Source organism: Pseudomonas sp., from assembly GCF_041601375.1.
In the GTDB taxonomy this organism is placed as follows: domain Bacteria; phylum Pseudomonadota; class Gammaproteobacteria; order Pseudomonadales; family Pseudomonadaceae; genus Aquipseudomonas.
In genome coordinates, this window is record NZ_JBFIIG010000121.1 from 1 (window position 1) to 12691 (window position 12691).

Below are 12691 nucleotides of genomic sequence, written 5' to 3' on the forward strand. Positions count from 1 at the left end.
CCATCGTTGCCGACCGTGAGGATGATGTCGCCGTCGGCCGTGGGAAAGTCCTGGTAGGGCACGATGTTCGGGTGGGCATTGCCCAGCCGGCGCGGCGCCACGCCGGTGGTCAGGTAGTTCATCGCCTGGTTGGCCAGGCAGGCGACCTGCACGTCGAGCAGGGCCATGTCGATGTGCTGGCCATTGCCGGTCTGGTCGCGGCTGGCCAGGGCGGCCAGAATCGCCGCGGTCGAATACAGGCCGGTAAGGATGTCGGTCAGGGCCACGCCGACCTTGACCGGCCCGGCGCCCTCTTCGTCATCGGCGCGTCCGGTCAGGCTCATCAGGCCGCCCAGGCCCTGGATCATGAAGTCGTAACCGGCGCGCTTGGCGTAGGGGCCGTCCTGGCCGAAGCCGGTGATCGAGCAGTAGATCAGTTTCGGGTTCAGCTCCTTCAGCGCGGCGTAGTCGAGGCCGTAAGCGGCCAGGCCGCCGACCTTGAAGTTCTCGATCAGGATGTCGGCCTTGGCCACCATCTCGCGCACCAGGCGCTGGCCTTCGGGCTGGGTGAAATCGACGGTGACCGACTGCTTGTTGCGATTGGCCGACAGGTAATAGGCGGCCTCGCTGGTGTTCTCGCCCGCGGCGTCGCGCAGGAACGGCGGGCCCCAGTGACGGGTATCATCGCCCGTGCCTGGGCGTTCGATCTTGATCACTTCGGCGCCGAGGTCGGCGAGAATCTGCCCGGCCCAGGGCCCGGCGAGTACGCGGGAGAGGTCGAGCACGCGGATATGGGACAGGGCGCCAGGCATAGCTTCAACTCCAGGAAATGGCCGCGTGCAGCAGCACGCGTGCGTTCATCCTAGAAGCCTGGCGCTGCCCCGGCAAACGAGGATTTCGCACGCAATTGTGCCAAACCCTCACTCCATAGCGAGGCAACTAGCCAATGTGCGGGGGTTTCCCCCACTTGCTGTGCGTAATGCGCCTACTCGACGCTGGCCTGGCGGGCCTGTAACAGCTCGCCGATGATGCTGACCGGGCCGAGCAGGTGGTCACGCATCATCGCGCTGGCACGCACGCCGTCGCCCTGCAGGATCGCCTCCAGCAACTGGGCGTGCTCCTGGCGCTTGGCCTCCAGCGCCGCCGCCGAAAACACCGTCTGCTGCAACCACAGATGCCGATAGCGCTCGGCCTGGTCGAACAGCGCCGCGCGCACCTGGAGCAGGTGTTGCGAGCCACAACCGGCGGCGATCGCGGCGTGGAAGGCCTGATGCCGGGTGTCCCAGACGCTGAGCATCTCCTCGGCATCCTTGACCTGGGCGACCTTGGCCAGGGTATGGGCGCGGGCGATGACCTGCGCCTCCCAGGCATCGTCGCCACGGGCAATCGCCAGGCCGACGATCATCGCTTCCAAGTGCGCGCGGGCATCGTAGATATCGGCCAGCTCGCTCAGCGACATCGGTGCGACGCGGAAGCCGCGCTGACTGATGGCCACCACCAGGCGCTCGGCCACCAGCTGCGACAGGGCCTCGCGCAGCGGCCCGACGCCCAGCCCGTAGCGCGTCTTCAGCGCGCTCATCAGGAGCTTTTCGCCAGGCGCGAAGACGCCGCGAATGATGTCGCGCTTGAGCGATTCGTAGCCACGAATCGCCAGATTCTCTCGGGAGCTGGGAGCTTCCATTACACCGTCCTTGCACAGGTCCGCGCCAATCATACCGAAACACCCGGGCGATGCCGCGCGGCACTACCGAGAATTACTTTTGACACTTTCAAATAATGTCGATATTTTTTAATTACGTCGACACTACTTCCGGCGCCTGTCGCCCACCCTGGAGCCCCCCCCATGAGCACCCTCGTCGCCTTCAAGCACCTCGTCGTTCCAGCCCCGCACAGCCCCAGCGGCTTCAGCCTGGCCGCCAGCAGCCAGTCACCACGCCTGCTGCAACTGAGCTTCAGCCGGGAAACCCTGCAGGCATTCCTCGCCGCCACCGCCGAGTGGCCGGTACAGGCGCTGGAATACAAGTCGTTCCTGCGCTTTCGCCTGGCCAAGATCCTCGACGAGCTGTGCGCGGGCAGCCTGCAGCCACTGCTGATCAACACCCTGATGGACCGCGCCAGTGGCGGCCTGCTGATCAGTGCCGAGGGCCTGGACCGGGTGGAGCAGGCCGACGACATGGTCAAGCTGGCCACCGCCGTGGCCCATCTGTTCGGCCGCTCCAACTTTGACGCCATGAGCGGCCAATACTACGCGCGCTTCGTGGTGCAGAACGTCGATGCGTCCGACAGCTACCTGCGCCAGCCGCACCGGGTAATGGAACTGCACACCGATGGCACCTTCGTCGAGCAGGACACCGACTACGTGCTGATGATGAAGATCGACGAGCAGCACATGCAGGGCGGTAATTCGCTGCTGCTGCACCTGGACGACTGGGAGGACTTGGAGCGCTTCAACAGCCACCCGCTGGCCCGCCGTCAGCTGCGCTGGTGCGCGCCGCCGAGCAAGCGGGTCGACCGCGACCTGTACCACCCGGTATTCGACAACGACGTCGAGGGCCGGCCGATCATCAGCTACATCGACCAGTTCGTGCAGCCGAAGGACTTCGAGGAAGGCAACTGGCTGACCGACCTCAGCCAGTCGCTGGAAGGCAGCCCGCACAAGCTGTCGATCCCTGTGCCGGTGGGCAGCTTCCTGCTGATCAACAACCATTTCTGGCTGCACGGCCGCGACCGCTTCACCGCCCACCCGGACCTGCGCCGCGAGCTGATGCGCCAGCGTGGCTACTTCACCCACGCCAAGGTGCTGCGCCAGCCGCGCCAGTGACCGAACACGGCGGGGCGGCCTCAGTCGCGATAACAGCAGCCGCTCCCGCATTGACGGCACAGACTCCCTTACCCAGAGGTAACCCGGTGTACGACTTCATCATTATCGGTGGCGGCATTCTCGGCATGTCCACCGCCATGCAACTGCAGCGCGCCTACCCCGACAGCCGCATGCTGCTGCTGGAAAAGGAATCCGCCCCGGCCCGTCACCAGACCGGGCATAACAGCGGGGTGATCCATGCCGGCGTGTACTACACCCCGGGCAGCCTCAAGGCCCGCTTCTGCCTGGCCGGCAACCAGGCGACCAAGGCCTTCTGCGACCAGCAGGGCATCGCCTACCAGGTACCCGGCAAGCTGCTGGTGGCCGCCAGCGAGCTGGAGATGCAGCGCATGCAGGCGTTGTGGCAGCGCACCGCGGCCAACGGCATCGAGCGTGAATGGCTGAACGCCGGGCAACTGCGCGAGCGCGAGCCGAATATCCGCGGCCTCGGCGCGATCCTGGTGCCGTCCAGCGGCATCGTCGACTACGCCGCGGTCACCACGGCCATGGCCGGCGAGTTCGTCCGCGGCGGCGGCGAGATCCGCTACGGCGCCCAAGTCGAGGGATTGCAGGAAAATTCCCAGGAAGTGCGGGTGCACACCGCTGCCGGCGAGTTTGCCGGGCGCTTCCTGGTCACCTGCGCCGGCCTGATGGCCGATCGGGTGGTGCGCATGCTGGGCATCGATCCCGGCTTCAGCATCTGTCCGTTCCGCGGCGAGTACTTCCGCCTGCCGGCCCGGCACAACCAGATCGTCAACCACCTGATCTACCCGATCCCCGACCCGAGCATGCCGTTCCTCGGCGTGCACCTGACGCGGATGATCGACGGCAGCGTCACCGTCGGCCCCAACGCGGTGCTGGCGTTCAAGCGCGAAGGCTACCGCCGGCGCGACATCTCGCTTGCCGACAGCTGGCAGATGCTCGCCAACCCGGGCATCCGCAAGGTGCTGCGGGCCAACCTGCGCCCGGGCCTGGGCGAGCTGAAGAACTCGCTGTTCAAGCGCGGCTACCTGCAGCAGGTGCGCAAGTACTGCCCGAGCGTCCAGCTCGGCGACCTCGAGCCCTACCCGGCCGGGGTGCGCGCCCAGGCGGTATCCGACGGCGGCCGGCTGATCGACGATTTCCTCTTCCGCCACAGCCGGCGCAGCCTGCACGTGTGCAACGCGCCCTCGCCAGCCGCTACCTCGGCGCTGCCGATCGGCGCCCATATCGTCGACCAGCTCAGCAGCCAGCTGCTCGCCCTGCCGAGTTTCGCCAAAGCCAAACCCGTCCGCCCCGCCGCCTGAGAGAGCCACCGATGAACACCGCCAACCTGGCCGACAAAGACCGCCAGTACCACCTGCACCCCTACACCAACGCCCGCCTGCACGAGCAGCTCGGCCCGCTGCTGATCGAACGCGGCGAGGGCGTCTACGTCTACGACGAGCAGGGCAAGCAATACCTGGAGGCCATGTCCGGCCTGTGGAGCACCGCCCTCGGTTTCAGCAACCAGCGCCTGATCGCCGCCGCCGAGCGCCAGCTGCGCACCCTGCCCTTCTATCACGTGTTCGGCCACAAGGCGCACCGGCCGGCCATCGAGCTGGCCGAGAAGCTGATCGAGATGGCGCCGGTGCCGATGAGCAAGGTGTTCTTCACCAACTCCGGCTCGGAAGCCAACGACACCGTGGTCAAGCTGGTCTGGTACTACAACAACGCCCGCGGCAAACCGGCGAAGAAGAAGTTCATCAGCCGGCAGAACGCCTACCACGGCATCACCGTGGCGGCCGCCAGCCTCACCGGCCTGGCGGCCAACCAGCGCGGCTTCGACGTGCCGCTGCCGGGCTTCCTGCACGTCGGCTGCCCGCACCACTACCGCCATGCCCTGCCCGGCGAGAGCGAGGAACAGTTCGCCGATCGCCTGGCCGCCGAACTGGAGCAGCGCATCCTCAGCGAGGGCGCCGAGACCGTGGCCGCCTTCATCGGCGAACCGCTGATGGGCGCCGGCGGCGTGATAGTGCCGCCGCGCAGCTACTGGCAGAAGATCCAGGCGGTGTGCCGGCGCCACGACGTGCTGGTCATTGCCGACGAGGTGATCTGCGGTTTCGGCCGCACCGGGCAGCTGTTCGGCAGCCAGACCTTCGGCATCCAGCCGGACGTGATGGTGCTGTCCAAGCAACTGTCCTCGTCCTACCAGCCGATCGCCGCGCTGCTGCTCAACGACGCGCTGTACCAGGGCATCGCCGAGCAGAGCAACAGCCTCGGCACCCTCGGCCACGGCTTCACCGGCAGCGCCCACCCGGTGGCCACCGCCGTGGCCCTGGAAAACCTCAAAATCATCGAGGAAGACCGCCTGGTGGAGCACGCCGCCGTCATGGGCGAGCTGCTCCAGGCCGGCCTGCGCGACTTCGCCGATCACCCGCTGGTGGGAGAAGTACGCGGTTGCGGGCTGATTGCAGCGGTCGAGCTGGTCGGCGATCGCCAGACCAAGGCGCCCCACGGCGCGCCCGGCAGCCTCGGTCGCTACCTGGCCGGCCGCGCCCAGGAACACGGCATGATCACCCGGGCCATGGGCGATGCGATTGCCTTCTGCCCGCCGCTGATCAGCAGCGCCCGGGAGATCGGCCTGATCGTCGAGCGCTTCGCCCGCGCCCTGGACGACACCAGCCACTGGCTGCGCCAGTAACGTCACGGCGTCCGGCAGCGGCCCCCGCAGTGGACCGCTGCCAGACAACCCTCAGTTGAGCAACGCCTGGTCCTGGGCGACGAAACGCATCATCCACTCGGCCACCAGGGTCCCCTGGTGCGCCTGTTCCAGGCTGGCCATGGCCTGCCGGCAGACCTGCTCGCCCCAGTGCTCCTTGCGGATGTCGAGGATCGCCCGCGAATAGTCAGCCACCAGTTCCGGATGGCCCTGCCAGCACAGCACCTGCTCGCCGATCTGGTAGGCGGCGATCGGGCAGAAGGCATTGGCCGCCAGCACGGTGGCGTTGGCCGGCGCCTGGGTGACCTGGTCCTGATGGATGATCAGCAGCGACAGCGCCTCGGCGCGCGGCTGCATCCAGGGCCGCTGCTCGAGCACCTGGTACTGCTGCACGCCGAGTCCCCAGCCCTGCTCGGCCCGTTCGGTCTTGCCGCCGAGCAGCAGGGCCAGCAACTGGTGGCCGAAGCAGATGCCGAGCAGCTTGTCGCCGGCGGCATAGCGTGCCAGCACGTAACCACGCAGGACCTGGAGCCAGGGGTCGTCGCCGAACGAGTCGTACTTGCTGCCGGTGATCAGGTAGGCGTCATAACGCCGCCCGGCGTCCGGGTACTGCCCCTGGATCACATTGAAGACCTCAAACTCGGCGGCGATCGGTTGCTGGGCGAACAGCTGTTGGAACATCCAGCCATAGCCGCGGTACTGCTCGACTAGCTCGGGACGGATGTGGTCGGTTTCGAGGATGCAAATGCTCAATGCCATTAACGGATTCCTGACGCGAGGAATGGAGGGAAAACAGGTTTGAAGTCGGCTGAGGCAACTGTCAGCCAAGGGGCTCGCGCAGCGACTGGGCGCCGCTGCGCGAAGCCACTGGATCAGCCCTGCAGGTCCTGCAGGGTCAGGTCCAGGCACAGACGCGCCTTGCTCACCAGCTCGTCGATCTCGGCTCTGCTGATCACCAGTGGCGGCGAAATGATCATGGTGTCGCCCACGGCGCGCATGATCAGGCCGTTGTTGAAGCAATGGCCACGGCAAATCATGCCGGCGCCCTGGCCTTCATAACGGGCGCGGCTGGCCTTGTCCTTGACCAGCTCGATGGCGCCGAGCATGCCGACACCACGAACTTCACCGACCAGCGGATGGTCGAGCAGTTCGCGCAGGCGCTGTTGCAGGTACGGCGCGGTCTCTTCGCGGACCGTCTCGAGGATCTTCTCGTCGCGCAGGATGCGGATATTTTCCAGCGCCACGGCAGCGGCCACCGGGTGACCGGAATAGGTGAACCCGTGGTTGAAATCACCGCCCTGCTTGAGCACGTCGAACACCTTGTCGCTGACGATCAGGCCACCCATAGGGATGTAACCGGAGGTCAGGCCCTTGGCGATGGTCATCAGGTCCGGTTGCAGGCCGTAGAAGTCGCTGCCGAACCATTCGCCGGTGCGGCCGAAGCCGCAGATCACTTCGTCGGCCACAAACAGAATGTCGTACTTGGCGAGAATCTCGCGGACCTTCGGCCAGTAGCTGTCCGGCGGTACTATCACCCCGCCGGCGCCCTGGATCGGCTCGGCGATAAAGGCGGCGACGTTGTTTTCGCCGACTTCGAGGATCTTCGCTTCCAGCTGCTCGGCAGCCCAGATGCCGAACTCGTCCGGGCTCATGTCGCCGCCTTCGCCGAACCAGTAAGGCTGGGCAATGTGCTGGATACCCGGAATGGTGCCGCCCTGGGCGTGCATGCCGGCCATGCCGCCCAGGGCGGCACCGGCCACGGTGGAGCCGTGGTAACCGTTGATGCGGCTGATGATGACCTTCTTCGCAGGCATGCCCTTGACCGCCCAGTAGTGGCGAACCATGCGCAGCATGGTGTCGTTGCCTTCCGAGCCCGAACCCGTGAAGAACAGGTGGTTCATGCCTTGCGGCGCGATCTCGGCGATCACCTTGGCCAGCTCCAGCACCGGCGGGTGCGCGGTCATGAAGAAGGTATTGTAGAACGGCAGCGTTTTCATCTGCGCGCTGGCGGCGTCGGCCAGCTCGTCGCGGCCGTAGCCGATGGCGGCGCACCAGAGGCCGGCCATGCCGTCGAGGATCTGGTTGCCCTCGCTGTCCCAGACGTACACGCCGTCGCCGCGCACGATTATGCGCGGGCCGGCGTCGCTGAGCTGCTGGTAGTCGCTGAACGGAGCCAGGTGATGGTCACGGCTCATGTCCTGCCACTGTTGGGTTTGCGGATTGCTGAAGCGAGCGTTCATGGCGCCTCCGATTCGTGATGGGCGGCTGGCCGGCGGCCAGCGCCGGGTTAGCTTCTGGCCAGCAGGTGCTTGATGGCGAAGTCCGCGTCGGCGGCCTGCTCGTTCAATTCATGCTGCTTGATCAGGGTGTACAACTCGATGAACGGCGCGCCGAAGACCTCGGTCATGATCGGGCAACGCTGCAATTCCGCCAGCGCCTCGCTCAGATCCGCCGGCAACGCGTCGTGCTCGGACACCGCCGGGCGATCGCTGACTTCCGGCCCTGGTTCGATTTCTTGCTGCATCCCCGCCAGGCCGGCGCCGAGCATCAGCGCCAGGCTCAGGTAGGGGTTGGCGTCGCCACCCGGCAGGCGGTGTTCGACCCGGCGGTTGGCCGGGTCGGAATGCGGTACGCGGAAAGCCGCGGTGCGGTTGTCATATCCCCACTCGATGCTGGCCGGCGAGGCATCCGGGCGATGCAGGCGCACATAGGAATGGGCGTAGGGCGCGAGGATCGCCATGGCGGCGCGGGCCGAAGCCTGCCAGCCACCGATGAAGTGCTTGATACGTGGATGCGGCGAGTTGTCGGCGGCGGTGAAGGGGTTGCCGCCGGATTCGTCGGCCAGGCTGATGTGCCAATGCAGGCCGGTGCCCGGTTCGGTCAGATAGGGCTTGGCCATAAAGGTCGCCAGGCAACCATGACGGCGGGCAATCTCCCGGGCCAGGCGCTTGAAACGGAACACCGCATCGGCCTGGGCCAGGGGCTCACCGGGGGCGAAGTTGACCTCGTACTGGCCCAGCGCTGACTCATGACCGTATCCGGTAATAGGGATGTCTTGGGCCTCACAGGCCGCCCACAGCTCATCGAAGAAGGGCGCGAAGCTGCTGGCGGTTTCCGCCGAGGCCAGGTCGTGGCAGCTTTCAATATGCGGCACCTGCGCCGACATGCCATGCGCCACCTGCAGGCCGCCTTCGGCATTGCGCTGCGGATGGACCAGGAAAAACTCCAGCTCCGGTGCGACCCTGGCGGTGTAACCGGCCGCCTTGAGACGATCCAGCACACGCTTGAGCAACTGGCGCGGCGACAACTCGGCCACTTCGTACCGGCAATGACCGTCGGCGGCCATGAAGCTCGCCTCGATATCGCAGATCACCGTCGCGGTCGGCACCGCGGCCAGCGGGTCGCGCACCAGGGTGCGCCAGTCCGGGCGCATGGCCATGTCCGGGAAGGTCGGCGGAAAGATGTTGTTGAACACCGCCTTCGGCTCGCCGCCGGTGACGGTCAGGCCGAGCAGCAACGAGGGCATCTTCGCCCCCAGGGTCTCGGCGAAGCTGGCGCGACTGAGGATCTTGCCGCGCGCCACGCTGGTCAGGTCGGCGAACACCAGTTCGACCCGGCGGATGTCGTTGGCCTGCAGCCAGGCCAGCGCCTCGCTGGCGGTGGAAAGCTCGGGATGCATGGGAGAAAAACCTCGGGAACTAGACGCAAAGCGCAATCCACGGGATGCGCGTAATGGGTGTCCGGGCAGTCGCCGTCAGCCTCCGGCCTGGCTGGGCGCGAGCGCTACGCAGGGCAGGCCGACCCAGCTCAGGGCGGCCAACCACTCTTCGGTCAGGTGGGCCACGGTCTGCTGACGCAGCAGAGCGACCAATTCGGCATGGTGCTGACGCCGCGCTTTCTGGCTGGCGAAACGCGGATCCGTTGCCCATTGCGGCTGGCCGGCCAACGCGCTCAGTTCGGAAAACTGGTAATCGTTGCTGACCGCCAGGAAGAAGGCGCCATCGGCACTGGGGAAAATATGGCAGGGCGCAAACGACGGCTGCCCGTCCGCCAGCGCGCGCCCTGGCGCCGGACTGGCCGCGCCGTTGGTCACGGTGTGGATGAGCGTTTCCGGCGTCATGGCCTTCCTCAAACGGAGTCAGAGTACAAATTGTCCAGCGGGCAGAAACGACGACGGACGGGTAGCCAGGCTCCCCGTCCGTCGTCGCTACTGGCTTCAGAAGAAGGCCTGAATCCCGGTCTGTGCCCGGCCGAGGATCAGCGCATGGACGTCGTGAGTGCCTTCGTAGGTATTCACCACTTCCAGGTTGACCAGGTGGCGGGCCACGCCGAACTCGTCGCTGATACCGTTGCCGCCGAGCATGTCGCGGGCCAGGCGGGCGATGTCCAGGGACTTGCCGCAGCTGTTGCGCTTCATGATCGAGGTGATTTCCACCGCGGCGGTGCCTTCGTCCTTCATCCGCCCCAGGCGCAGACAGCCTTGCAGGGCCAGGGTGATCTCGGTCTGCATGTCGGCCAGCTTCTTCTGGATCAGCTGGTTGGCGGCCAGCGGGCGGCCGAACTGCTTGCGATCCAGGCAGTACTGGCGCGCGGTGTGCCAGCAGTCTTCGGCGGCGCCCAGCGCGCCCCAGCTGATGCCGTAACGGGCGGAGTTGAGGCAGGTGAACGGGCCTTTCAGGCCACGCACATCGGGGAAGGCGTTCTCTTCCGGGCAGAACACGTTGTCCATGACGATTTCGCCGGTGATCGAGGCGCGCAGGCCGACCTTGCCGTGGATCGCCGGGGCGCTGAGGCCCTGCCAGCCTTTTTCCAGGACGAAGCCGCGGATCTCGCCGGCATCGTCCTTGGCCCAGACCACGAAGACATCGGCGATCGGGCTGTTGGTGATCCACATCTTCGCGCCGGTCAGGCGGTAGCCGCCGTCGACCTTCTTCGCCCGGGTGATCATCGAACCCGGGTCGGAGCCATGGTCCGGCTCGGTGAGGCCGAAGCAGCCGATATATTCGCCGCTGGCCAGCTTGGGCAGGTATTTCTGCCGGGTGGCTTCGTTGCCGAACTCGAAGATAGGCACCATCACCAGAGAGGACTGCACGCTCATCATCGAGCGGTAGCCGGAATCGACCCGCTCCACTTCGCGGGCGATCAGGCCGTAGCACACGTAGTTGAGGCCGCTGCCGCCGTAGGCTTCGGGGATGGTCGCGCCGAGCAGGCCGGTGTCGCCCATCTCGCGGAAGATCGCCGGGTCGGTCTGCTCGTGGCGGAAGGCTTCGATCACGCGCGGCGCCAGTTTGTCGGCGGCAAACTGCTGGGCGCTGTCGCGCACCATGCGCTCTTCTTCGGTCAGTTGCTGATCGAGCAGCAGCGGGTCGATCCAGTTGAAGCTTGCCTTGGCCATTGCGAAAACCTCGAGATAAGAGGGGAATAATCATCGCGGCCTGGGCCGCGTCGACTGGGTGCATGGGAATGATCCTAGGCCGCATGCGCAGGCGGGGCAAACGAGAATTTCGCATGCCGTTGTGCTCTTTGCGCACTCCGAGGTAGCTTTGAAGGCTATTTAATTCATTTCAGAGTGAGAGTGCCGCACAGATGCGTCGCAAAATCCCCAGCACCACGGCCCTGATCGCCTTCGAATCGGCGGCCCGTCACCAGAGCTTTACCCGTGCGGCCGAGGAACTGGCCCTGACCCAGAGCGCCATCTGCCGGCAGATCGCCGGGCTGGAGGAGTTTCTCAACGTCGAACTGTTTCGCCGCTCGCGGCGCGGGGTCAAGCTGACCGAGGCCGGCTTGTCCTACGCCAGGCGGGTGGCCGCGCAACTCGACGCGGTGGAGCGCGACACCCTGGCGGTGATGGGCCAGCAAGGCGCCATGAGCATCGAACTGGCGGTGGTGCCGACCTTCGGCACCCAGTGGCTGCTGCCGCGCCTGAAGGATTTCCAGCGCCTGCACCCGCAGGTCACGGTCAACCTGACCAACCGCACCCGGCCGTTCCTGTTCGCCGATACCCAGTTCGATGCCGCGGTGTACTTCGGTGACGCCGACTGGTCGGGCACCGCCTCGCACCTGCTGATGCGCGAAAACCCCATGCCGGTGTGCAGCCCGGCGCTCCTGGCCGGACAAAGCGGCCTGAGCGCCGAGCGGATCGCTGGCCTGCCGCTGCTACAGCAAACCACCCGGCCTTATGCCTGGCGCCAGTGGTTCGCCTCGCTGGGGTTGAATGTGCCCCGGGACATGAGCGGGGCGCGTTATGAACTGTTCTCCATGCTCGCCCAGGCCGCCATGCATGAGATGGGCGTGGCCTTGATTCCGCCCTTCCTGATTCAACGGGAACTGGCCGAGGGCCGCCTGGTGCTGGCGCTGGAACATGCCTACAGCAGCGACAAGGCCTATTACCTGATGATTCCCGAACGCAAAGTGGAGTCTGCGGCGCTGCAAAGCTTTCGCGACTGGCTGGTTCGGCAAGCGCGGGACTATGCCCAGGAGAGTGGCCTGGAATAAACGACAGCAAACGAAGTAACTACCCGGGTACCCACCCGCCAGACGGCCCGCTTGGAATTCTCGCGAGTAACGACAGGCCCTTTAAGCCGATGCAGCCCAAGCAAGCTGACCCGGTAGTCAGCAATATACGCCACTACAGCCTGACGGTTGGCGCCAAGCGCAAGCGTCCAATTTATTGCACAGGCGGGCCTGCATAACGCCCAGAACAACCGGGCTGCACGCCCTGTTCGTCGGCGCAGCTGTCATTTGATGGCCGGCCATTCATGGCACCCATGCTGGCGGCGCTAAAAATAGCCGTCAATGACCCTGGCGGCCAGGCCCGGCACGACTTTGCCGAAGATATTGGCCGACAAGTCGCTGAGTGACTTGTAGTTGTCGCAAGGTTTTACTCCATAACGCCTTGAACGACTTATGCTGCGCCTGCAAAATGCCGCCCCGCCCGTAACATAGCTTCTGCTAGGGTGATTTGTGCTGATCCTCCCTTCGCCGACGTGCCATCCGCAGTGCGCCGGTTCATTAAAAGATAAAGATCACGCAGGAGATTTGACGTGCACATCGGTGTTCCTCTCGAAACCCATGCCGGCGAGACGCGGGTAGCCGCCACGCCAGAAACCATCAAGAAGCTGATCGGCCAAGGCCATCAGGTCACGGTGCAGAGCGGAGCTGGCGTCAGCGCC

Annotated in this window: 11 protein-coding genes and 1 pseudogene; 5 read left to right on the plus strand and 7 right to left on the minus strand. The window is 65.8% G+C overall.

Features of this window, described 5'->3' with window-relative positions; genetic code table 11:
- On the minus strand, positions 1-791 hold a 791-nt coding region (locus ABZE94_RS15125; RefSeq protein WP_372876324.1), incomplete at its 3' end, for a CaiB/BaiF CoA transferase family protein.
- Positions 792-964: 173 nt separating this feature from the next.
- Positions 965-1660, minus strand: coding sequence for a DNA-binding transcriptional regulator CsiR (gene csiR, locus ABZE94_RS15130; RefSeq protein ID WP_372876325.1), 696 nt, complete (start codon positions 1658-1660; stop codon positions 965-967).
- Between the two features lie 162 nt (positions 1661-1822).
- On the opposite strand from csiR, the gene glaH reads away from it, so the two are divergent.
- From glaH to ABZE94_RS15145, 3 genes are all read left to right on the plus strand, one after another.
- Complete coding sequence (gene glaH, locus ABZE94_RS15135; RefSeq protein ID WP_372876326.1) at positions 1823-2800, plus strand: glutarate dioxygenase GlaH; 978 nt, start codon at positions 1823-1825, stop codon at positions 2798-2800.
- Between the two features lie 86 nt (positions 2801-2886).
- On the plus strand, positions 2887-4125 hold the full coding sequence (lhgO, locus tag ABZE94_RS15140) for an L-2-hydroxyglutarate oxidase (protein ID WP_372876327.1): 1239 nt from the start codon (positions 2887-2889) through the stop codon (positions 4123-4125).
- Positions 4126-4136: 11 nt separating this feature from the next.
- A complete protein-coding gene (locus tag ABZE94_RS15145) occupies positions 4137-5501 on the plus strand; it encodes an aspartate aminotransferase family protein (protein WP_372876328.1) in 1365 nt (454 codons plus the stop codon).
- 51 nt (positions 5502-5552) lie between these two features.
- Here ABZE94_RS15145 and ABZE94_RS15150 read toward each other — a convergent pair whose 3' ends face one another.
- From ABZE94_RS15150 to ABZE94_RS15170, 5 genes are all read right to left on the minus strand, one after another.
- Entirely contained in the window at positions 5553-6278 is a 726-nt protein-coding gene (locus ABZE94_RS15150; RefSeq protein ID WP_372876329.1) for an amidotransferase, read from the minus strand.
- Positions 6279-6391: 113 nt separating this feature from the next.
- Complete coding sequence (locus tag ABZE94_RS15155; protein WP_372876330.1) at positions 6392-7759, minus strand: aspartate aminotransferase family protein; 1368 nt, start codon at positions 7757-7759, stop codon at positions 6392-6394.
- Positions 7760-7806: 47 nt separating this feature from the next.
- On the minus strand, positions 7807-9198 hold the full coding sequence (locus ABZE94_RS15160; RefSeq protein ID WP_372876331.1) for a glutamine synthetase family protein: 1392 nt from the start codon (positions 9196-9198) through the stop codon (positions 7807-7809).
- A 75-nt stretch (positions 9199-9273) separates the two neighbouring features.
- Entirely contained in the window at positions 9274-9639 is a 366-nt protein-coding gene (locus tag ABZE94_RS15165; RefSeq protein ID WP_372876332.1) for a CoA transferase, read from the minus strand.
- Between the two features lie 96 nt (positions 9640-9735).
- Positions 9736-10914, minus strand: coding sequence for an acyl-CoA dehydrogenase (locus tag ABZE94_RS15170; protein WP_372876333.1), 1179 nt, complete (start codon positions 10912-10914; stop codon positions 9736-9738).
- A gap of 191 nt (positions 10915-11105) precedes the next feature.
- Here ABZE94_RS15170 and ABZE94_RS15175 point away from each other — a divergent pair, with 191 nt between their 5' ends.
- Positions 11106-12014, plus strand: coding sequence for a LysR family transcriptional regulator (locus ABZE94_RS15175; RefSeq protein WP_372876334.1), 909 nt, complete (start codon positions 11106-11108; stop codon positions 12012-12014).
- 548 nt (positions 12015-12562) lie between these two features.
- Positions 12563-12691, plus strand: a pseudogene (locus tag ABZE94_RS15180) (NAD(P)(+) transhydrogenase (Re/Si-specific) subunit alpha); the annotation flags it as partial.

What these genes read in the sequence shown, in the direction of transcription:
- csiR (WP_372876325.1), bottom strand. Translation starts at nt 1,660, where the DNA reads ATGGAAGCTCCCAGCTCCCGAGAGAATCTGGCGATTCGTGGCTACGAA.
- glaH (WP_372876326.1), top strand. Translation starts at nt 1,823, where the DNA reads ATGAGCACCCTCGTCGCCTTCAAGCACCTCGTCGTTCCAGCCCCGCAC.
- ABZE94_RS15145 (WP_372876328.1), top strand. Translation starts at nt 4,137, where the DNA reads ATGAACACCGCCAACCTGGCCGACAAAGACCGCCAGTACCACCTGCAC.
- ABZE94_RS15150 (WP_372876329.1), bottom strand. Translation starts at nt 6,278, where the DNA reads ATGGCATTGAGCATTTGCATCCTCGAAACCGACCACATCCGTCCCGAG.
- ABZE94_RS15155 (WP_372876330.1), bottom strand. Translation starts at nt 7,759, where the DNA reads ATGAACGCTCGCTTCAGCAATCCGCAAACCCAACAGTGGCAGGACATG.
- ABZE94_RS15160 (WP_372876331.1), bottom strand. Translation starts at nt 9,198, where the DNA reads ATGCATCCCGAGCTTTCCACCGCCAGCGAGGCGCTGGCCTGGCTGCAG.
- ABZE94_RS15165 (WP_372876332.1), bottom strand. Translation starts at nt 9,639, where the DNA reads ATGACGCCGGAAACGCTCATCCACACCGTGACCAACGGCGCGGCCAGT.
- ABZE94_RS15170 (WP_372876333.1), bottom strand. Translation starts at nt 10,914, where the DNA reads ATGGCCAAGGCAAGCTTCAACTGGATCGACCCGCTGCTGCTCGATCAG.
- ABZE94_RS15175 (WP_372876334.1), top strand. Translation starts at nt 11,106, where the DNA reads ATGCGTCGCAAAATCCCCAGCACCACGGCCCTGATCGCCTTCGAATCG.